The following is an 18735-nucleotide window of genomic DNA, read 5'->3' on the forward strand; positions in this document are numbered from 1 at the left end:
ATGGGCGAGTTGCGCGCCGAAGGCCGCCTGCCGATGCGAGTGCGGATGAACTATCTGATCGGCCCGATCGTCGTCCCGGGGATCACCAACGTCTCAGCCCAGGACGCTGATCCCGTCGGCAAGCTGGAGGCCATGGGGCTGAAGCCCGAGGCCGGCGACGACTGGCTCCGGGTCGGGGCGATCAAGCTGGTGGAGGACGGCGTTTGGGGCACCACGGCGGCCGTCTACAAGCCGTTCTGGAACGGGTCCGGCACGACCTGGGTGCCGAACAACACCGGCGGCACGACCTATAGCCAGGAGAAGCTGAGCGAACTGGTCATGGGCGCCCACACCCGCGGTTGGCAGGTGATGGTCCACGCCAACGGCGACCGGGCCCAGGACATGACGCTGAACGCCTTCGAGGCGGCGCAGAAGGCCCATCCGCGACAGGACGCCCGCCTGCGGATCGAGCACTTCGCCCACTTCCTGGTGCAGGACCCGCAGCGGACCGAAGAGCGACTGCGCCGGATGAAGGCCGGGAACATCATCATCTCGCCCCAGGTCGCCTTCCTGTGGCGCCTGACCGACGTCAACGTCCGCGAGCCGGACATGAAGTTCTTCCCGATGAGGACCCTGATCGCGCGCGGCTTCGAGCCGGCCGGCGGGGTCGACACCATTGGCACCCAGAACTTCGCGACCTATCCGCTGTTCTCGATCGCCCGGGCGGTGAACCGCGACACCAAGTACGGCACGGTCGTCCAGCCGGAAGAAGCGATCAGCGTGATGGACGGCATCAAGATGTTCACCATCTGGAGCGCCAAGGCCAACTTCATGGAGAAGGACTTCGGCAGCATCGAGGTGGGCAAGGTCGCCGACTTCGTGCTGCTGGCCCAGGACCCGCTGACGGCGCCGAAGGCCAAGCTCTCCGAGATCCCCGTGGACATGACCATCATCGACGGCCAGGTCCGCTACGAGCGCTGAGCCTCAGCGGCGATCGAACACCAGCCGGGCGGTCGGGGTCAGGGTCCCGGCCGCGTCGGCGTCGAACATCTCCGACACCAGGGTCGTGCCATCCTCGGCCATCTCGCGGCGCAAGAGGCGGACGACCTTGCCGTCCCGGACGTGCCGCGTCTCGCGATGGCGGGCGTCGATCCGCTTGACCCGCACCTGCATCTCGCCGGCACGGACCTCGCCGCCCGGGAGGATGGTGAAGGTGTGGGCCGGATGCGGCGCGTCGTCGTAGACGGCTTCGTAGCCGGTGATGTTGCGCTGGCCGTTCGGCAGGGCCCATTCGGTGAAGTAAGTCTCCGCGTCGCCGCGAACGGTTATCGTCAGCTGCTGGGTCCCGCGCGAGCCGGGCGAGCGGGCGGGGTCCAGCACCCAGGTTCCGTTGAACGGGTCGGCCGCGGTGATGGCGGCGGCGGCGAGGATGGCGGACAGGATCGGCATCTCGGCTCTCTCAGAAGGGGACGCAGGAAGCCTGGATGACCAGGACTGTGTCGCGGGCGAATTCCCGGCGGTAGGCGGCGCGTACGGCGGCCACCCGCTGGGGGGCGTCGCCGCTGGGCGGCAGGATGATCTGCACGACCTTGGCCGCCTCGCGGATCAGGCGGTTCTCGTCGCCGCGCCAGGCGCCGCCGCCGTCGAGCACCGTCAGGCCGTGGGGGAAGCGGGGCGTGATCTCGCGGTCGACGAACCGGGTAAAGGCGGCGTCGGTCAGGGCGGGGGCCGGTGGGCGGGCGCCGGAGAAATAGAGCTGCGCCGTGCGCACGCGGCTTTCCCCCGCCGGACAGGCGGGAGCGAGGTCGGCGACATCGCGCGGCGGGGTCGCGCAGCCCGCCAGGAGGGCGGCGGCGGCGGCCAATGGAGCGGCGACGGCGCAGACGAGGCGGATCATGCGCCGATCAACTCCCTTCCGATCAGGATGCGGCGAATCTCGTTCGCGCCGGCCCCAATGTCGTAGAGCTTGGCGTCGCGGGCCAGACGCTCGACGGGATGTTCCTTGGTGTAGCCGGCCCCGCCGAGCGCCTGTACGGCCTCGAGCGAGACCCGCACGGCGTTCTCGCTGGCCATCAGGATCGCGCCGGCGGCGTCGAACCGCGTGGTGCGCCCGGCGTCGCAGGACCGCGCGACGGCATAGACGTAGGCCCGGGCGGAATTCAGCGCGACGTACATGTCGGCGACCTTGGCCTGGATCAGCTGGAAGCTGCCGATCGGCTGGCCGAACTGCTTGCGCTCGCGGACATAGGGCAGCACGGCGTCGAGGCAGGCCTGCATGATGCCGAGGGGGCCGCCGGCGAGGACCGCGCGCTCGTAGTCGAGGCCGCTCATCAGGACGCCGACGCCGCCGTTCTCGGGGCCCATGACGTTCTCGGCGGGAACCTCGCAGTCCTCGAACACCAGCTCGGCGGTGTCGGAGCCGCGCATGCCCATCTTGTCGAGCTTGCCGCCGACCGAGAAACCCTTGAACCCCTTCTCGATCAGGAAGGCGGTGATGCCGCGGCTGCCAGCCTCCGGGTTGGTCTTGGCGTAGACCACCAGGACGTCGGCGTGCGGGGCGTTGGTGATCCAGAACTTGGTTCCGTTCAGGACGTAGCGGTCCCCGCGCCGGTCGGCCCGCAGGCGCATCGAGACGACATCGGAGCCGGAGCCGACCTCGCTCATGGCCAGGGCTCCGACGTGCTCGCCGCTGATCAGCTTCGGCAGGTAGCGGCGCTTCTGCTCGGGCGTGCCCCAGCGGCGGATCTGGTTCACGCAGAGGTTTGAGTGGGCGCCGTAGGAGAGGCCAACCGAGGCCGAGGCGCGGCTGACCGCCTCCATGGCCACCACGTGCTCGAGATAGCCGAGGCCGAGGCCGCCGAACTCCTCCTCGACGGTGACGCCGTGCAGGCCGAGGGCCCCCATCTGTGGCCACAGGTCGCGCGGGAAGCTGTTGTCGGCGTCGATCCGGGCGGCCAGGGGCGCGATCTGTTCGGCCGCAAAGCGGCTGGCCGTCTCGCGGATGGCGTCGGCCATCTCGCCAAGGCCGAACTCGAAGGTCGAGCCAGGGTCCAGGATCATCCGCGCACGGTTATCACGGGGCGCGTCGCGCCGCGAGCGGATGCGTCTAGCGGCGGGGTCTGGACGGGGGCCGCTCGTGCGCCCGCTCGGCCGCCTCGCCGAGGCGCTGGAGGAGCAGGAAGAGGGCGATCGAGAAGAAGCCGACGCCGGCGACGCAGGCGAGGCCGCCGACCACCTTGGGCGTCAGCCAACCCGGCTCCGCGCCGCCCTGGGCGTTGAGAGCCCAGAACAGGCCGCCGGCGAAGAAGGCGAGGCCGAGGACGGCCAGGCTGACCAGCGACAGATAGCCCTCGCGCGGGGCGGCGGCGGGGCGTGGCGTGGCGACGTCGTAGGCGCGCGGCGGGAAGGCCACGTAGCCGGCCAGTTCTTCGTCCAGCGGGTCGCGCGGCGGCGGCGGCTCGAAGAGGTCGAGGCTCGGCGGGCCGGGGTGTTCGGGTTCGGGATCGCGCGGCGGCGGCGCCGGCGGCTCCGGCGCCTCGCCGGTCAGCTCGAACGGCGTCTGTTTCCAGGCCTCGCGCTCAGGCGCCGGCTCATCGCTGGGGATCTCGTTGGGGGCCTCGACCGTGATCGGCGGGGCGAAGTCGGCCTGCGGGCGGGCCTCGTCCGCAGCGTCGGGCGTCGGGTCGGCGGCCGGCTCGTCCTTGAACAGGGTGGCCAGGCGGACGCGGACCGCCTCGGCGGCGGCCGCGGCGGTGTCGAAGGCCGGCTCCGGCGCAGGGCCATCCAGGGCCAGGGTCGCGACCTCGCCGCTCATGGGCGCGGTCACCACCGTCGGGCGCTCAGCCGGGACAAGCGGAGCGGCGCTCGAATCGAGCTGCGGCCGCAGCAGGGCCGAGGGGGCCGGCGGGAAGGCGCCGTCGGCGGGGGTGAGGAACAGCGCCTTTTCCAGCGCCCGGCGACGCACCAGGCCGTCGATGACGATCGCCTCGCCCTCGAACTCGGCCCTGCGCCACAGCTCCATGCCGCAGGCGGCCTCGAGCAGGGCGCCCTCGTTGATGCGCTTGAGGACCTGCGAGCCGCGGAAGCGGTCGAGGCCGATGTTGAAGGCGAAGGCGCACAGGGCGTCGAACTGGTTCTGGGCCAGCGGCGTGAACGTCAGCTCGCTCACGGTGTGGGCGACGCCGATGAGGTCGTAGAGCAACAGGGCCTCGGCGTCGCTTTCCGACACCTCCGCACCCTGGCGGGCGGTCAGGGTGTGGCCATAGCCGATCGTCCAGCGACCGTCAGGCAGCTGCGCCGCCGTACGGCGGTAGCCTTCGAACCGCTTGATCAGATCGATCGCGGCCCGGGAAACCTGGTGGCGCGGCTTCATGCCTTCTGACCCAGTTTGACACAGACGCCGAGGCGTCCTGCCCGGTTAAGCAAGCGCCGGGCCTCCCCTGTCCTACCCCGGCGAAGGTTTACAACAGGATGAGCGCCGCCAATCCGAGGAAGGCGAAGAATCCGGTGAAATCGGTGACGAAGGTCACGAACACCGAGGACGAGACCGCCGGGTCGCGGCCCGCGCGGTCGAGGGCGAGCGGCACGAGGGCGCCGGCCAGAGAGGCGACGAAGAGGTTGATCAGCAGGGCGAGGCCGAACGCCAGGGACAGGCCGCCGTCCCGGAAGAAGGCGTAGAGCACCGCGCCGGTGAGCACGGCGAGGGCCGCGCCATTCAGCGCCCCGACGGTCATCTCGCGCGTCACGGTGCGCATGGCGTTGACCGCCGACAGCTCGCGGCTGGCCAGGGCGCGCACCGCCACCGCCAGGGTCTGGGTGCCGGCGTTGCCGCCGAGCGAGGCGACGATCGGCATCAGGACGGCGAGGATGGCCAGCTTGACGATCTCGCCCTCGAAGCCGCGGATCACGCTGGCGGCCAGGGCGGCGGTAAGGGTGTTGATCAGCAGCCAGGGCAGGCGCGAGCGGACGATGCCGAAAACGCCGGCGTCACGGCCGGCGTCGGACACGCCGGCAAGGGCCAGGATGTCCTCTTCCCGCTCCTCCTGGATGACGCCGACGATGTCGTCGACGGTGACCTGGCCGACCAGCCGGCCCCCCGGCTCGACCACCGGGGCCGAGATCAGGTGGTACTTGTCGAAGATATAGGCGACCTCTTCCTGGTCCATCCCGACGGGGATTTCGGTCACCGGCTCCATGATCTGGGCCAGCGGCGCCTCGCGGCGGGCGCGCAGCAGGTGGCTGACCGGCACGGCGCCGACCGGGCGGTAGCTGGGATCGACCACGTAGACGTCGAAGAACAGCTCCGGCAGGTCGTCCTCTTCGCGGCGGAAGTGGTCGATGGCCTGGCCGACGGTCCAGAACTGCGGGGCGGCGACCACCTCGCGCTGCATCAGGCGGCCGGCTGTCTCGTCCTCATAGGCCAGGGTGGTCTCGATGGCCGCCCGCTCGACCTCGGGCATGGCGGCGAGAACCTGGGCCTTCTTGTCGTCCTCCAGGTCGTCGACGACGTCGGCGGCGTCGTCGGAGTCCATCTCGCCGAGGGCTTTGGCGAGGGTGTCCGGGGCGACGTGCTCGAGGATGTCCTCGCGGATCTCGCTGTCGAGCTCGTTGATGACGTCGCCGAGGAGTTCCGGGTCGAGGTGCGGCAGCAGCTCCTCGCGGTCGTCGGCCGACAGGAAACCCATCAGGTCGGCGATGTCCTCGGCGCGCAGGGCGCCCAGCAGCTCGCGCAGGCGCTCGGCGTCGCCGCGGTCCAGCGCGTCGGCGACCATGCGGACGAATTCGGGATTGAAGGCGTAGTCGTCGTCGAGGGCGAGGTCTTCGAGGTCTTCCTCGAGGTCGGTCACGTCGGTCAGGTCGTCCGATTCGCGCGCCATGCGGACCCCCCTCTACGCTCGTGATGGACGCCCTGCGCCTGAGCGGGCGCGGATCTTCAGACTGTTCGCGGTTTCCGACGGGCTCCGTCTCGAAGGACGGCCGCCCGGCCTATTGCCCCTGATTCACCTGGTGCGGTCGAGAAGACTCGAACTTCCACGGGTTGCCCCACAGCGACCTCAACGCTGCGCGTCTACCAATTCCGCCACGACCGCTCGTGGTGAGGCGCGGGGGTTAGCAAACGCCGCCGGGTTTGTGAAGCGCGACTTCAGGCCCCGCCGGCCATATAGTCGTAGACGTCGGCCTCGCGGGTCACCGCGATGGAGATCCGGTCCTCGTTGATCTGGATCTCGCCGCGCGCCACGGGGTGGTTGTTGGCGAGGATCCAGACCTCTTCGTTGGCGGTGGCGTCGAGGGGGATCACCGCGCCGCGGCCCATGCGCAGAAGCTGCTGCATCGGCAGGGTCGAGCGTCCGAGGACGACCTGGATCTCGACATTGACCGCCTTGACCTGGCTCAAACGCAACGCCCCCAAACACGGCCAATCAGAACATGCGAAACTCGCCGCCTGCCGCTTCCGGATCGGCGAGCGGAGCGCCACATTGCGCGAACATGCTTGACCGCCCGTTAAATCCTGAAGGTGTTTCGCCGATCTTCGGCCGCGACGACCGCCGCCCGGCCGGCTGGGCGATCTCAGAGGGCTATGTCGACTATCCGCAGGCGGTGGCGGCGATGGAGGCCCGGGTCGAGGCGATCGCCGCCGGCGAGGCCGGCGAGCTGGTCTGGCTGCTGGAGCACCCGCCGCTTTACACCGCCGGGGTTTCGGCCAAGCCCGGCGACCTGCTGGACGCCGGCCGGTTCCCGGTTCACCGCAGCGGCCGCGGCGGCCAGTTCACCTATCACGGGCCCGGCCAGCGGGTGGCCTATCTGATGCTCGACCTGAACCGGCGCGAGCGGGACGTGCGGGCCTTCGTCGCCGCGCTGGAGGCCTGGGTGATCGGCGCGCTGGACAGCTTCAACGTGAAGGGCGAACTGCGCGAACAGCGGGTCGGCGTTTGGGTCGACCGCGGGCACGGCCGCGAGGACAAGGTGGCGGCGATCGGCGTCAAGCTGCGCCGCTGGGTGTCGTTCCACGGGATCGCGCTGAACGTCGAGCCGGACCTCTCGCACTTTTCGGGGATCGTGCCGTGCGGCGTGACGGAGCACGGGGTGACCAGCCTGGTCGATCTGGGCCTGCCGGTGACGCTGGCGGAGGCCGACGCGGCCTTGAAGGCCAGCTTCCGGCAGGTGTTCGGCGAGGTCGAGCCGGCGCCGCCGCCGCTTTAGGCGGGCCGCATGGGATTGGCCCCGTGGCGGTTGGAGCCCCATTCGCCGGGCATGACGCCGAGTTCGATGCCGGCCCAGGCCAGGATCAGGAAGAAGACGAAGTCGAGGAACCCGGACGGGTGCGGCCAGACGGCGACCACCGCGGCGATGATCAGGGCCGCCCACCAGCCGCTGCGCCCGCGGTCGTGCAGGCGCTTTGCGAGGACGCAGGTCCCGCAATAGACGAGGGCCGGATAGACGAACCAGCCGGTCAGCCAGTGCAGGGTCGGCCCGACCAGGGCCTCGTAGATCGCCGCCACCGCGACGAGCACGCCGGCGCCCAGCCAGGAGGACGCGCGCGGCGTCCGGCCCTCGGCGGAGAAGAACAGCTCGGCCCAATCGATCTGGCGGTCCATGGGCCGACTATAGCGAAGCTTTGCGGCGCCTTTAACGGGTCAACGTCACGGCCGTGCCGGCCGCGGTGACCATGAGCATGCCGCCATCGGGGCCGAGGCTCTCATAGTCGAGGTCGACGCCGATGACGGCGTCCGCGCCGAGGCGCGCCGCCTCCTCCTGCATTTCGCGCAGGGCGATGTCGCGGGCCTCGCGCAGCGCCTTCTCGTAGCCGCCGGCCCGGCCGCCGATGATGTTTTTGATCCCCGCGAACAGGTCTCGGAAGATGTGCGCCCCGATGATGGCCTCGCCGCTGACGACGCCCAGGGTACGGTCGATGCGGCCTTCAGCGACTTCCGGCGTTGTGGCGATGATCATGTCGGTCCTTCCATCACGGCGGCCTTCGAAGCCGGCTGGCCTTTCGAGGGGGCGGGTCGCAACCTAGATTGGGGCCCATGAACACGCCAGCAACCACCTCCCCCTCCGGCTTCGACCTGACCCCGCCCGACGCGGCGGAGCGCAGGAAACTGGAGGCCGGGCTGACGCGCGAGGAAGCCGACGTTCTGCTGCACCACGGCACCGAGGCGCCGTTCTGCGGCGGCTTGCTCGACCAGAAGGACGACGGGGCTTACTGCTGCCGCCTATGCGGCTTGCCGCTGTTCCGGCACGAAACCAAGTTCGAGAGCGGCACCGGCTGGCCCTCGTTCTGGGCCCCGATCGACGAGGCCCACGTCAAGGCGGTGCGCGACACCTCCTACGGCATGGTGCGGATCGAGACCCGCTGCGCCCGCTGCGACAGCCACCAGGGCCACGTCTTCCCGGACGGCCCGCCCCCGACGCGGCTGCGCTACTGCATCAATTCGGTGTCGCTGGAGTTCGTGCCGAACGGCGCGCCGCTTCCGGACCGGCTGGGGCGCGGGGACGCCCTCGCCTGAGTTCCGCAGACGCCGTCAGGCCGTAGGCCCTCTCCTACCCTCTCCCTCTGGCTTGGCGGGGGGAAAGGTGAGGAAGAGGGCCGCTGTCCGCCTAGATCGGCTTGCGGTTGGTCGTGGCGCCCGTGCCGAGGGAATCCTCGTCGCGGCGCATGGACGCTTCGGTGGCCGCATCGCCGAGTCCCGTGCCGGAGCCCGTAATCGGGTTCGAGGCGACGCGCAGGTTGTTCTGCACGTGGGTGACGCCCGACAGGTCCTCGACCAAGCGCTCGGCCCGGTGCTTGGACTCGCGGTTGTCGACCGTGCCGGAGAGCGTCACCTCGCCATTCGAAACCTGGACCTGGATGTTGGTGGCGTCCAGCCACTGGTCGTCGGTCAGGCGGTCGTGGACCTCGTCGTTGATCCGTTCGTCGGAGCGCTTGTAGCCCTTGGGTCCGGTGCCGCGATGGCCGCGGTCCTGGGCGTAGCGTTCCGAACGGTCGGAACGATCGGAACGGTCGTCCATCAGGTCGTCGCCGCGGAACCAGTTCGAGATCCGCCGGCCGGCCCGATAGAGGAAGTCGCTCGCGCCGCCGCCCTGCTCGTCATAGGCCTCGCGGCGACGGTCATCGTCGCCCCGCCCATAGGCGCGGTAGCCCGACTCGTAGCGGTCGTTGCGGCCGTAGTCGCCCGCCCTGGCGCCGCCGGTGTAGTCCTGCGAACGGAAGGCCCGGCTGGGCCCGCCGTAGCTGCGGTCCTGCCAGGCGCGGCCGTGCACTGCGCCCTGGTCCTGATTGCGGAAAGCGGGACTGGTACCCTCGTAGTCGCGGTCCTGCCAGCCGCCGCGGCTGACCGAGGACGTGCGGTCGGCGGAGCCGTAGTCGCGCTCGCCGCCAAAGGAAGCACCGTACGTGGAGCCGTACGAGGAGCCGCCGGTGCGGTTCCGATCGTAGGACCGGTCGAGGTAATAGTCGTCGTCGAAGTCGCCGCCGCCGAAGCTGCGGCCCTCGCTCATCGAGGCGCCGCGATAATCACGCCCGTACTCGCGACGCTGATCCTGGCCGTAGGCCTCGGACCGGCGCCAGTCGCGGTCGCGATCCGGCCCGCCACGGTTGGGGCGGTCACGGTTGGAGCGGTCGCGCTCGTCCATCCATCTGTCGGCCATGGCGATATCCTCTGTGTCTGTAGGTTCGGGCGCACCTCGCCCTGACCGCTAAACACGAGGCCTACGGCGCCGTTCCGGTCACGGCGCAGGCTCGCGGCTTCGTGATGGCAAGCGGGGCCGTGTGGCTTCAGGCGGCGAGGCTGTGGAACCAGCGCTCCAGCATCCGCGCCTCGACGCGCAGGCGGGCGACGCGCTCGGCGGCTTCCTCGTCGACGCCCCACTGCTCCTCCTGCCAGGCCTCGTCGATCCGCGAGAGATCGAAGGCCGCCTCCCCGCCGAGCCAGCCGCGCTGGACAGCGAGGGCCAGGACGCCGGAGCCGAACAGGGCCGCGCCGAACGCCAACCCGGCGAGGGCGAAATCGTCGAGGCCGAGGGCCAGGGCCCTGACCTTGTCCAGCGTCTCCGGCGGCTGCGCCTGATGGACGATGCCCGAGGCGCGGACGAAGCGCAGACCAAGTTCGCTTTCGGCGCGCTGCAGCACCGGCTCCCAGGCCGCCGCCTGACGGCGCGCCAGGCCCTCAGGCTGGTCGGCGAAGTAGCAGAGGAGATCGGAGGCGGCGTAGTCCGCCACGTGCCCGGCGGTCGCCTCGCGGGCGGCGGAGATCGATTCCAGCGCCGTGTTGGCGAGGCGCGTGGCGTGCATGCCGGCGACCTCCAGCACCTCGCCCTGGGCCGCCCACTCCTCGGCCACCTGCTCGGCCGCGGCGCGGGTCGGCAACACGAGGCGGCCGCCCTTCGGCGTGCGGACGTTGCGGTGGTCGAGCAGGACCGCAAAGCCGCCGTCGGCCTCCGCCACTTCGACCGTCTTGTAGAACCGACGCGGCTTCTCAACCGGCTCGTGAAAACCTTTTTGCATCTCTTTGTCTCAGCGGCGTTTTCTGCCGAACGGCTCTGGATCGGCCTCGTGCTCGTCGAAGCCGAAACGCGCGAAGCCCTCTTCCATCTCCCGGCTGACCGGCGCTTCCAGCATCAGGGTCCCGCGGGACGGGTGCGGCAGCACCAGGCGGCGGGCGTGGAGCTGCAGCTTCAGCCCCTCGGACAGGGCCGCCGAGGTCTCGTTGCGGTACTTGGGATCGCCGAGGATCGGGTGGCCCATGGCCAGCATGTGGGCCCTGAGCTGGTGCGTGCGGCCGGTGTGGGGCCAGAGCGCCATCCAGGCGACCTTGTCGGCGGCGCGGCTGAGGGTGACGAACTCGGTCTCGGCGGTCTCGGCGTTCGGATCCTTGGGCTCGGCCGGCACCATCATCTCGCGGTCGCCGACGCCCCGCTTGACCAGCGGCAGCTCAAGGACGCCGTCGCCGGGCTTGGGCAGGCCGGCGACCAGCGCCCAGTAGGTCTTCTGCGTCCGTCGGCGGGCGAAGGCCCCGGCGAGCTTGGCCGCCGCGCCCGGAGACTTGCCGAGCACCAGCACGCCGGAGGTGTCGCGGTCGAGCCGGTGGACCAGCCGTGGCCGCTCGAGCCCCTCCCCCCAGGCCGACAGCAGCCGGTCGACATGGCGGGTGGTCTTGGTGCCGCCCTGGACGGCGAGGCCTGACGGCTTGTTGAGCGCCAGAACCTCCTCGTCCTCGTAGAGCACGAGGGAGCGGGCGAAGGCGGCGTCGCGCGGGTCGAGCTGGTTCTTGTCGCGCGGCGATGGCGCGTCGGGCAGCGGCGGCACGCGGACCTGCGAGCCGGCGGTCAGCCGGGTGTCAGGCTTGGCCCGGGCCCCGTCGACGCGGATCTGACCGGAGCGGGTCAGCTTCTGAAGCTGGATGTGGTTGAGGTGCGGCCAGCGGCGCTTGAACCAGCGGTCGAGGCGAACGCCGTCCTCGCCATTGTCGACGTAGAGGGTGCGGACCTCCCTCATGCGACCACCCGGCGGGCGAGCATCAGACCGGCGAACAGGGCCGCCGTCGAGAACAGCACAGAGACGAGCGCATAGACCCCGGCGGCGCCGTAGGCTCGGCGCTCGATCATCAGCGCCAGGTCGAGGGAGAAGGCCGAGAAGGTGGTGAAGCCGCCGAGGACGCCGACGCCGAGCAGCAGCCGCCAGCGTTCCTGGTCGGCGCCGCCCTTATGCGCGAGAACGCCGGCCAGAAAGCCCATCAGCAGGCCGCCGGCGACGTTCACCGCGAAGGTGCCGTAGGGCCAGCCGGCGCCGAACGCCCGGTTCGCCTGGACGCCGACCAGGTAGCGCCCGACCGCGCCGAGCGCGCCGCCCAGGCCGACGTAGAGAAGGGTTTGCATCGCGCCCTTATGCGCCGGGCGCGGTTGCGCCGCTAGATGCCGCGCCCCATCAGGGTCTGGCGCAGGCCCCTCGGATCGTAGACGTCGCCGCCGGTCGGGCGGGGGCCGCGACCCATCAGGACCTCGATCGTGGCCGCCACGGCCGGACCGCCGCCGAGCGGGAAACTGGTCCCGAGGCCGACGCCGACGCTGGAGCCGCCGCGCCAGCCATAGCTGCCCCCGCCCCCGCCGACGCCGACGCTGAAGCGCGGGCTGCGGTTCGGCTGGCCTTCGAGGAAGCGGTCGGAGACGCGGAACCAGTCATAGCCGTCGGCAATGGCCAGGTCGGCGGCGCGCAGGAGGGCGTAGTCGGTGACCAGGCCTGGCGGCGCGCCCGGGCCGCCGCGGAAGGTGATGCGATATCGGCCGGGCTCGATGCGGTATTCGGAATAGCCGACGCTCTGTGGCCCCATCGCCGGCTGGAAGGTGGTGGGCGTCGAGGCGCAGGCGGCCAGGGTGAGCGCACAGAGGGCGGGGATGACGAGGCGGTTCATGGGCTTGCTCATGGCGGGTCGGGCGGCTTTTCCGTTTTGCTTCCGCAGCTTGCCGGAACAAACGAGCGACGGGAGCGCGGTGTTCCGCTTCAGGCCAGAGCGAGCTTGGCCAGTAGGTCGGCCATGTCGGCCGGGACCGGGGCCTCCAGCCGCATCTCGCCGCCGCCGGGATGCGGGAAGACGAGCGCGGCGGCGTGCAGCATGAGCCGCGAGGCGGGGTGGCCGCCGACCACCAGCGCGCCGCCGTAACGGGCGTCCCCGGCGATCGGGCGGCCGAGCGAGGCCAGGTGGACGCGGATCTGGTGCATGCGGCCGGTTTCCGGCTCGGCCTGGACCAGGGCCGCGCCCGGCGCCTCGGCGAGGGTGCGGTAGCGGGTCAGGGCCGCCTCGGCGTCCGGATGGTCGGGCGGGCAGACACGCATATAGGCCTCCCGCCCCGCCTCGACCCGACGCAGGGGGACATCGATCGCGCCGTCGCGGGGATCGGGAGCGCCGGGGGTGACGAGGGCGCGGTAGGTCTTGGCGAACCGGCGGGCCATCATCGCCTTGCCAAGGAAGCTGGCGGCGGGTTGGGTCCTGGCCGTGAGGATGACGCCGGAGGTGTCGCGGTCGAGCCGGTGGATCAGCCGCGGCCGCGCCTTTCCCGGCCGGGCGAAGGCCCACAGCATCTCGTCCAGGGTGTTCACCTGGCCCCGGCCGCCCTGGCTGGACAGGCCCGGCGGCTTGTTCAGCGCCAGGACGTGCGGGTCCTCGTAGATCACCAGGGACCGGACGAGGTCGACTTCCTCGCGGCTGAGCTTGACCGGCTGCCGCTCCTTCGGACTGGGGCGCTTCACGCGCTCCGTTTAGCGGAGCACCCCGCGCTTGCCCATCGTCCAGGCGTAGGCGGCCAGGGCGGCGCAGACGATGAAGATCACCGCGTTCATGGTCATCGACTGCGACGTCGCCGCGTCCGGGCCTGTCCGGTAGTTGAAGCCGAAGGCGACCACGATGCCGGCCAGCGAGACGAGGAAGGCCGTCGTCGCCCAGCGCGAGCGGGCCAGGAGCAGCACCGAGCCGAGCACCGAGCCCCAGACGCCGATCGCCCAGACGGCGGTCATCCAGGCCGGATAGCTGTGCAGCAGGGCGACCTGCGCCTGGGTCATGCCCATCTGCTGGAAGTAGGCGTCGCCCTTCCAGTGGCTCATCACGTAGTCGTAGGCGCCGAAGGCGTTCCACAGCAGCGAGAGGCCGCCGATCGCCCACAGGTGCCAGGGCGTGGCGCCGCGGGCGGCGGTGGTTTCAGGTGTCGTCGCGGTCATGAGAGGCTCCCCCATCCAGGATAGGGCGGAGCTTACGCCTCACATGTTCGGCGAACAATGGTCTGCGATTCAGCCGCGCTCGCGCCGCATGGCCGCCCAGCGGTCGAGGCGCTCCTTGATCCGGGCCTCGTTCCCCTCGCCTTTCGGCTCGTAGAAGCGCCGCCGCTCCATGCCCTCGGGGAAGTAGTTCTGGCCGGAGAAGCCCTCCGGCGCGTCGTGGTCGTAGGCGTAGCCCTTGCCGTAGCCGAGGTCCTTCATCAGCCGGGTCGGGGCGTTGAGGATGTGGCTGGGCGGCGACAGCGAGCCCGTCTCCTTGGCGGCGCGCATGGCGGCCTTGTAGGCGACGTAGACGGCGTTGGACTTCGGCGCCGCCGCCAGGTGGACGACGAGCTGGGCCAGGGCCAACTCGCCCTCGGGAGACCCGAGGAAGTCGTAGGTGTCCTTCACCGCGTTGGCGAGGACCAGGGACATCGGGTCGGCCTCGCCGATGTCCTCGACGGCGGTGCGGATCAGGCGGCGGGCGACGAACAGCGGGTCCTCGCCGCCGGCCAGCATGCGCGCCAGCCAGTAAAGCGCGGCGTCGGGGTCCGAGCCGCGGATCGACTTATGGAGGGCGGAGACGAGGTTGTAGTGCTCCTCGCGGTCCTTGTCGTAGGCCGGGCTGCGCTTCTGCAGCACCTGGCCGAGCTCGCGGGTGGTCAGGGGCTTGGCCGTGCCGATGTTGAACAGGGTCTCGGCCAGGGTCAGCAGGTAACGGCCGTCGCCGTCGGCCAGGGCGGTGAGCGCCTGGCGGGCGTCGGGCTCGAGCGGCAGGGGACGGCCCTCGAAGGCTTCGGCCTTGGCCAGCAGGCCTTCCAGCGCCGCCTCGTCGAGGCGTTTGAGGACGTAGACCTGGCTGCGGGACAGGAGGGCGCCGTTGAGCTCGAAGGACGGGTTTTCGGTCGTCGCGCCGACCAGGGTGACGATCCCCTCCTCCACGAACGGTAGGAAGCCGTCCTGCTGGGCGCGGTTGAAGCGATGGATCTCGTCGACGAAGAGCAAGGTCGCCTGGCCGGCCGCGCGGCGCACCTTGGCCTGCTCGAAGGCCTTCTTGAGGTCGGCGACGCCGGAGAACACCGCCGAGAGCTGCTGGAACTCGTAGCCGGCCTCCTTGGCGAGCAGGCGAGCGATGGTGGTCTTGCCGGTGCCGGGCGGGCCCCAGAGGATCATCGACGACAGCCGCCGCGCCTCGGCCATGCGGCGGATCGGGCCTTCGGGACCCAGCAGGTGGTCCTGGCCGACCACCTCGTCCAGCCGTTGGGGCCGCAGGCGCTCGGCCAGCGGCTGCGGCGCGGAGGGCGTCAGGCCCGCGGCTTGGAAGAGGTCGGCCATACCGGCGGCTTACCAGCGCCCCTCGGCCGGGTCACGCGCGATAGGTCGCCGTCACCCTCTGGCCGCCGCGCTCGATGGTGATCTGCCAGGCCGGCACGCGGGCCGAGAGCGCCTGCTGGAGCTCGCGGGTGGTGCGGATCTCGCGGCCGTTGACGGCGCGGACGAAGTCGCCCGCCCGGAAGCCGGCGCCGCGGGCGAAGCCGGTCCCGGGATTGACCACGAGGACGCCGGAGCCGGCGAAGACGTCGACGCCCAGCTCCTCGGCGACGGCCGGCGACAGGTTGACGAGGGTCGCGCCGTTCAGGGGATTGGCGCCGGAGACGGTGACCTGGTCGCGCGGCGGCGACGCCGGCGGCGGCTCGGCCCGCAGGGTGAGGTTCAGGTCGCGCTCGCCACGACGGACGACGAGGCGGACGGCGTCGCCGGGCCGACTGTTGCCGACAACGTAGGTCAGGCCGGCCGCCTCGACGACGGGCTGGCCGTTGGCGCTGAGCACCACGTCGCCCTGGCGCACGCCGGCGCGGTCGGCCGGGCCGCCCTGCCAGACGTCGGCGACGAGGGCGCCGGTCGGGCGCGCGAGGCCGAGAGAGCGGGCGATCTCGCCGGTGACGGTCTGGAGGCGCGCGCCGAGCCAAGGCCGGACGACGGCGCGGCCGCCGCCCTGGGCGGTCTCCACCGCCCGCCGGACCACGGCGGCCGGCACCGCGAAGCCGACGCCGGACGAGGTGCCGGAACGCGACAGGATGAAACTGTTCACGCCGATCAGGTCGCCGTCCATGTCGACCAGGGCGCCGCCGGAGTTGCCCGGATTGATGGCCGCGTCGGTCTGGATGTAGTTCGTCGCCGCATCGCCGTTGGGGTCGGCGGTGCGGTTGAGGGCCGAGATGATGCCGTTGGTCACGGTCTGGCCGACGCCGAAGGGGTCGCCGATGGCCAGCACCAGGTCGCCGACCTGGGCGTCCATGGAATCGTCGATGCGCAGCACCGGCAGCCGCTCGCCGGGGGGCGGGTCGATCTTGAGCACCGCGATGTCGGTCCGCGGATCGGCCAGCAGGACGCGGGCGGTGAACTCGCGGCGGTCGGCCAAGGCGACGGTGATCTCCTGCCCGCCCTCGACGACGTGGTTGTTGGTGACGATGACGCCGTCGGCGCCGACGATGACGCCGGAGCCGAGCGAGCCCTGGATGCGGGCGCGCGGGGCGCCCATGCCGAACATCTCCCAGAAGGGGTCGGTCTGGGCGCGGACCAGCCGCTTGGACGAGATGTTGACCACGGCCGGCGCCGCCCGTTGCACGACGGGGGCGAAGGACTGCTTCATGGCCAGGGCGCTGGTCGGCGCGGTACGGCCTTGGTTGGCGAGCTGGGCCTGGGCCGGGGCGGACGCGAGGGCCAGGGCGAGGGCGGCGGTCAGGACGCGGTCGGCGCGCATGGGGTCTCCGACATGACAGACGGCGGGCGAAGGTCGCCCGATGTTTCAGGCGCAAAAATGGCCGAGGTTCAAGCCGGTTGCGTCGGAGGGCGCGGCGGCTTGCGAATGGTCAGGGCCAGGAGGACGGCGAAGGCCAGGAAGACCGCGGCCAGGTAGACGGCCAGACCCGGCATGTGCACGCCTTCGTGGCGCAGCGACCAGGCAAAGGCCTCGCCGAAGATGATCGGGCCGAAGATGGCGGCGATGCCGGTCAGGCTCTGGTTTGCGCCCTGGAGCTGGCCCTGCTCGTGCGGCGCGACCTGGCGGGTCATCAGACCCTGCAGGCCGGGCGTCAGGAAGCCGGTCAGGGCGAACAGCGGCACGCCCAGCAGGTAGAGGGAGCCGGTCGGGGCCGAGCCGTACCAGACGAAGCCGGCGACGCCGCCGAGCGCGCCGAGCAGCACGGCGTTGCGCTCTCCGATCCGCTTGACCACGGGCCCGACCAGCAGGCTCTGCACGATCATGCCGGCGACGCCGGTCAGCATGAAGGCCAGGCCCATGGCCGAGGGCGTCCAGCCGTAGCGGTAACCGAGGTAGAGGACGAAGATGCTGGGCAAGACCATGTGCGAGAGCTGGAACAGGAAGCCGATGCTCGCGAGGCCGACGAGGCCCGGCTTCGAGCGCAGCAGGGTGAGCGAGCCGACAGGATTGGCCCTCTTCCAGTCGAAGGCGGTGGCGCGACGCTCGGGCGGCAGGGATTCGGGCAGGATCAGGAGGCCGTAGAGCCAGTTGACGAAGGTGAGCGCCGCGGCGGCCACGAACGGCAGCCGAAGGTCGATCTCGCCGAGCCAACCGCCGAGCGCCGGCCCGAAGATGAAGCCGATGCTGAACGCCGAGCCCATCCAGCCGAACATCTTGGCCCGCTCGGACGGGGCGGTGACGTCGGCGAGATAGGCGCCGGCGGTGGAGAAGCTGGCCGCCGTCGCGCCGTTCAGCAAGCGGCCGAGCAGCAGCCACCACAGACCCGGCGCCACGGCCATGAAGACGAAATCGACCGCCAGGCCGAACAGCGAGATGAGCAGGACGGGCCGCCGCCCCCACCGGTCGGCCATCAGGCCGAGGATCGGGCTGGCGATGAACTGCATCACGCCCCAGGCCGAGGCGAAGACGAGGTTCCACTCCGACGCCGCCGCCGTGTCGCCGCCGGCGAACTGCTTGATCAGGTTCGGCAGGATCGGGATCATGATCCCGAACGAGATCGAGTTCATCAGCGCCAGGGCGAAGATGAAGCCGAAGCTGGCCTTTCGGCCGGCGCGCGCGGTCGGTGTGATCATGGCGGTCCCCCGGCCGACATCAGACTGGGATTCCGCGAAAAGCAAAGGCCCCGGAAGTCGCCTTCCGGGGCCTCGCGAAATCTGGACGTCGCCGCCGCTTAGTCCTCGGCGAAGTTCGCCTCGGCGGTCGGACCGGAGTCCTTGCCCTTTTCGGCCGGGTCGCGGTCGACGAACTCGATGACCGCCAGCGGGGCGTTGTCGCCGTAGCGGTAGCCGGCCTTCAGAACGCGCACGTAGCCGCCGTTACGGGCGTTGTAGCGCGGGCCGAGGACGGCGAAGAGCTTGCCGACCTGCTCGACGTCGCGGACCTGGCTGATCGCCTGACGGCGGGCGTGCAGGTCGCCGCGCTTGGCCAGGGTCACCAGCTTCTCGACGAAGGGCCGCAGTTCCTTGGCCTTCGGCAGGGTGGTGACGATCTGCTCGTGCTTGATCAGGCTGGCCGACATGTTGGCGAACATGGCGGTGCGGTGGGCGGTCGTACGACCCAGTTTGCGGTGGGCTTTACCGTGACGCATCTCAATTCTCCTGGGCTGTTCTTTCGCCCGCTAACCTGACCAATCCCGGCCTGCTCCCGCCCGGGTCATCACGAAGCGCCGGGGCCCTCCGCCGCTGGTGCGGCTTCGCTGGGCCCAAACCGCAAGAGCGGCTCGGAGTCGGCGCGGCAGCTTCTTACATCTGGTCTTCGAACTTCTTCGCCAGCTCTTCGATGTTCTCCGGCGGCCAGTTCGGCACGTCCATGCCGAGGTGCAGGCCCATGCCGGCGAGGACTTCCTTGATCTCGTTGAGCGACTTGCGGCCGAAGTTCGGGGTCCGCAGCATCTCGGCTTCCGTCTTCTGGATCAGGTCGCCGATGTAGACGATGTTGTCGTTCTTCAGGCAGTTGGCCGAACGGACCGACAGCTCGAGCTCGTCGACCTTCTTGAGCAGCGCCGGGT

23 protein-coding genes and 1 tRNA gene are annotated in these 18735 nt (G+C 70.8%); 3 read left to right on the forward strand and 21 right to left on the reverse strand.

Annotated features, from left to right (window positions below; genetic code table 11):
• The coding region (locus ACILRF_RS07460) for an amidohydrolase (RefSeq protein ID WP_395671655.1) at window positions 1–960 on the forward strand (960 nt) is incomplete at its 5' end.
• Between the two features lie 3 nt (window positions 961–963).
• On the opposite strand, the gene ACILRF_RS07465 is transcribed toward ACILRF_RS07460, so the two are convergent.
• From ACILRF_RS07465 to ACILRF_RS07495, 7 genes are all read right to left on the reverse strand, one after another.
• The gene (locus ACILRF_RS07465; RefSeq protein ID WP_395671656.1) at window positions 964–1428 is read right to left on the reverse strand and encodes a hypothetical protein; all 465 of its coding nucleotides are present in this window, start codon (window positions 1426–1428) and stop codon (window positions 964–966) included.
• A 10-nt stretch (window positions 1429–1438) separates the two neighbouring features.
• Window positions 1439–1876, reverse strand: a complete 438-nt coding sequence (locus tag ACILRF_RS07470) for a DUF3574 domain-containing protein (RefSeq protein WP_395671657.1) — start codon at window positions 1874–1876, stop codon at window positions 1439–1441.
• Entirely contained in the window at window positions 1873–3039 is a 1167-nt protein-coding gene (locus tag ACILRF_RS07475; RefSeq protein ID WP_395671658.1) for an isovaleryl-CoA dehydrogenase, read from the reverse strand. Before ACILRF_RS07475 ends, ACILRF_RS07470 begins: the two co-directional genes overlap by 4 nt.
• A gap of 46 nt (window positions 3040–3085) precedes the next feature.
• Window positions 3086–4351, reverse strand: coding sequence for a glycoside hydrolase family protein (locus tag ACILRF_RS07480; protein WP_395671659.1), 1266 nt, complete (start codon window positions 4349–4351; stop codon window positions 3086–3088).
• A gap of 88 nt (window positions 4352–4439) precedes the next feature.
• Entirely contained in the window at window positions 4440–5855 is a 1416-nt protein-coding gene (gene mgtE, locus ACILRF_RS07485; protein WP_395671660.1) for a magnesium transporter, read from the reverse strand.
• A 128-nt stretch (window positions 5856–5983) separates the two neighbouring features.
• Window positions 5984–6068, reverse strand: a tRNA-Leu gene (locus ACILRF_RS07490).
• 53 nt (window positions 6069–6121) lie between these two features.
• Window positions 6122–6388, reverse strand: coding sequence for a FliM/FliN family flagellar motor switch protein (locus ACILRF_RS07495; protein WP_395671661.1), 267 nt, complete (start codon window positions 6386–6388; stop codon window positions 6122–6124).
• A gap of 77 nt (window positions 6389–6465) precedes the next feature.
• Between ACILRF_RS07495 and lipB the strand changes: the two genes are divergently transcribed.
• Window positions 6466–7179, forward strand: a complete 714-nt coding sequence (lipB, locus tag ACILRF_RS07500; RefSeq protein ID WP_395671662.1) for a lipoyl(octanoyl) transferase LipB — start codon at window positions 6466–6468, stop codon at window positions 7177–7179.
• Here the strand turns inward: lipB and ACILRF_RS07505 are convergent.
• Window positions 7176–7574, reverse strand: a complete 399-nt coding sequence (locus tag ACILRF_RS07505; protein ID WP_395671663.1) for a DUF805 domain-containing protein — start codon at window positions 7572–7574, stop codon at window positions 7176–7178. The two genes, lipB and ACILRF_RS07505, sit on opposite strands and share 4 nt — an antisense overlap.
• Window positions 7575–7605: 31 nt before the next feature.
• Entirely contained in the window at window positions 7606–7929 is a 324-nt protein-coding gene (locus ACILRF_RS07510; RefSeq protein ID WP_395671664.1) for a heavy metal-binding domain-containing protein, read from the reverse strand.
• A 77-nt stretch (window positions 7930–8006) separates the two neighbouring features.
• Here ACILRF_RS07510 and msrB point away from each other — a divergent pair, with 77 nt between their 5' ends.
• A complete protein-coding gene (msrB, locus tag ACILRF_RS07515; RefSeq protein WP_395671665.1) occupies window positions 8007–8486 on the forward strand; it encodes a peptide-methionine (R)-S-oxide reductase MsrB in 480 nt (159 codons plus the stop codon).
• Between the two features lie 91 nt (window positions 8487–8577).
• Here msrB and ACILRF_RS07520 read toward each other — a convergent pair whose 3' ends face one another.
• The 12 genes from ACILRF_RS07520 to ACILRF_RS07575 form a co-directional block, all read right to left on the reverse strand.
• On the reverse strand, window positions 8578–9627 hold the full coding sequence (locus ACILRF_RS07520) for a BON domain-containing protein (RefSeq protein WP_395671666.1): 1050 nt from the start codon (window positions 9625–9627) through the stop codon (window positions 8578–8580).
• Window positions 9628–9754: 127 nt separating this feature from the next.
• Window positions 9755–10483, reverse strand: coding sequence for an ATP12 family chaperone protein (locus ACILRF_RS07525; protein ID WP_395671667.1), 729 nt, complete (start codon window positions 10481–10483; stop codon window positions 9755–9757).
• 9 nt (window positions 10484–10492) lie between these two features.
• Window positions 10493–11473 (reverse strand): RluA family pseudouridine synthase, encoded by a 981-nt coding sequence (locus ACILRF_RS07530; RefSeq protein WP_395671668.1) that lies wholly within the window; start codon window positions 11471–11473, stop codon window positions 10493–10495.
• Complete coding sequence (crcB, locus tag ACILRF_RS07535; RefSeq protein WP_395671669.1) at window positions 11470–11853, reverse strand: fluoride efflux transporter CrcB; 384 nt, start codon at window positions 11851–11853, stop codon at window positions 11470–11472. Before crcB ends, ACILRF_RS07530 begins: the two co-directional genes overlap by 4 nt.
• Before the next feature lie 32 nt (window positions 11854–11885).
• The gene (locus tag ACILRF_RS07540) at window positions 11886–12386 is read right to left on the reverse strand and encodes a CC0125/CC1285 family lipoprotein (RefSeq protein ID WP_395671670.1); all 501 of its coding nucleotides are present in this window, start codon (window positions 12384–12386) and stop codon (window positions 11886–11888) included.
• A gap of 89 nt (window positions 12387–12475) precedes the next feature.
• Entirely contained in the window at window positions 12476–13222 is a 747-nt protein-coding gene (locus tag ACILRF_RS07545) for an RluA family pseudouridine synthase (protein WP_395671671.1), read from the reverse strand.
• 9 nt (window positions 13223–13231) lie between these two features.
• The gene (locus ACILRF_RS07550) at window positions 13232–13687 is read right to left on the reverse strand and encodes a hypothetical protein (RefSeq protein WP_395671672.1); all 456 of its coding nucleotides are present in this window, start codon (window positions 13685–13687) and stop codon (window positions 13232–13234) included.
• A 69-nt stretch (window positions 13688–13756) separates the two neighbouring features.
• Window positions 13757–15058 carry a replication-associated recombination protein A gene (locus ACILRF_RS07555; RefSeq protein WP_395671673.1) on the reverse strand — a complete coding sequence of 434 codons (1302 nt, stop codon included), beginning with the start codon at window positions 15056–15058 and terminating at the stop codon, window positions 13757–13759.
• Window positions 15059–15089: 31 nt separating this feature from the next.
• Window positions 15090–16487, reverse strand: a complete 1398-nt coding sequence (locus ACILRF_RS07560; protein ID WP_395671674.1) for a Do family serine endopeptidase — start codon at window positions 16485–16487, stop codon at window positions 15090–15092.
• 68 nt (window positions 16488–16555) lie between these two features.
• Entirely contained in the window at window positions 16556–17800 is a 1245-nt protein-coding gene (locus ACILRF_RS07565; protein ID WP_395671675.1) for a TCR/Tet family MFS transporter, read from the reverse strand.
• A 98-nt stretch (window positions 17801–17898) separates the two neighbouring features.
• On the reverse strand, window positions 17899–18315 hold the full coding sequence (gene rplQ, locus ACILRF_RS07570; protein ID WP_395671676.1) for a 50S ribosomal protein L17: 417 nt from the start codon (window positions 18313–18315) through the stop codon (window positions 17899–17901).
• 154 nt (window positions 18316–18469) lie between these two features.
• Window positions 18470–18735, reverse strand: a 266-nt coding sequence (locus ACILRF_RS07575; RefSeq protein WP_395671677.1) for a DNA-directed RNA polymerase subunit alpha C-terminal domain-containing protein, incomplete at its 5' end; no start/stop codon positions are given.

Source organism: Phenylobacterium sp., from assembly GCF_044236515.1.
Lineage (GTDB): Bacteria > Pseudomonadota > Alphaproteobacteria > Caulobacterales > Caulobacteraceae > Phenylobacterium.

Excerpts from the sequence above, each read along its gene's own strand:
- crcB (WP_395671669.1), bottom strand. The coding sequence starts at position 11,853 with ATGCAAACCCTTCTCTACGTCGGCCTGGGCGGCGCGCTCGGCGCGGTC.
- msrB (WP_395671665.1), top strand. The coding sequence starts at position 8,007 with ATGAACACGCCAGCAACCACCTCCCCCTCCGGCTTCGACCTGACCCCG.
- ACILRF_RS07505 (WP_395671663.1), bottom strand. The coding sequence starts at position 7,574 with ATGGACCGCCAGATCGATTGGGCCGAGCTGTTCTTCTCCGCCGAGGGC.
- ACILRF_RS07475 (WP_395671658.1), bottom strand. The coding sequence starts at position 3,039 with ATGATCCTGGACCCTGGCTCGACCTTCGAGTTCGGCCTTGGCGAGATG.
- ACILRF_RS07465 (WP_395671656.1), bottom strand. The coding sequence starts at position 1,428 with ATGCCGATCCTGTCCGCCATCCTCGCCGCCGCCGCCATCACCGCGGCC.
- ACILRF_RS07565 (WP_395671675.1), bottom strand. The coding sequence starts at position 17,800 with ATGATCACACCGACCGCGCGCGCCGGCCGAAAGGCCAGCTTCGGCTTC.
- mgtE (WP_395671660.1), bottom strand. The coding sequence starts at position 5,855 with ATGGCGCGCGAATCGGACGACCTGACCGACGTGACCGACCTCGAGGAA.
- ACILRF_RS07555 (WP_395671673.1), bottom strand. The coding sequence starts at position 15,058 with ATGGCCGACCTCTTCCAAGCCGCGGGCCTGACGCCCTCCGCGCCGCAG.
- ACILRF_RS07550 (WP_395671672.1), bottom strand. The coding sequence starts at position 13,687 with ATGACCGCGACGACACCTGAAACCACCGCCGCCCGCGGCGCCACGCCC.
- ACILRF_RS07470 (WP_395671657.1), bottom strand. The coding sequence starts at position 1,876 with ATGATCCGCCTCGTCTGCGCCGTCGCCGCTCCATTGGCCGCCGCCGCC.
- ACILRF_RS07560 (WP_395671674.1), bottom strand. The coding sequence starts at position 16,487 with ATGCGCGCCGACCGCGTCCTGACCGCCGCCCTCGCCCTGGCCCTCGCG.
- ACILRF_RS07530 (WP_395671668.1), bottom strand. The coding sequence starts at position 11,473 with ATGAGGGAGGTCCGCACCCTCTACGTCGACAATGGCGAGGACGGCGTT.
- ACILRF_RS07525 (WP_395671667.1), bottom strand. The coding sequence starts at position 10,483 with ATGCAAAAAGGTTTTCACGAGCCGGTTGAGAAGCCGCGTCGGTTCTAC.
- ACILRF_RS07520 (WP_395671666.1), bottom strand. The coding sequence starts at position 9,627 with ATGGCCGACAGATGGATGGACGAGCGCGACCGCTCCAACCGTGACCGC.
- ACILRF_RS07510 (WP_395671664.1), bottom strand. The coding sequence starts at position 7,929 with ATGATCATCGCCACAACGCCGGAAGTCGCTGAAGGCCGCATCGACCGT.
- ACILRF_RS07540 (WP_395671670.1), bottom strand. The coding sequence starts at position 12,386 with ATGAACCGCCTCGTCATCCCCGCCCTCTGTGCGCTCACCCTGGCCGCC.
- ACILRF_RS07480 (WP_395671659.1), bottom strand. The coding sequence starts at position 4,351 with ATGAAGCCGCGCCACCAGGTTTCCCGGGCCGCGATCGATCTGATCAAG.
- lipB (WP_395671662.1), top strand. The coding sequence starts at position 6,466 with ATGCTTGACCGCCCGTTAAATCCTGAAGGTGTTTCGCCGATCTTCGGC.
- rplQ (WP_395671676.1), bottom strand. The coding sequence starts at position 18,315 with ATGCGTCACGGTAAAGCCCACCGCAAACTGGGTCGTACGACCGCCCAC.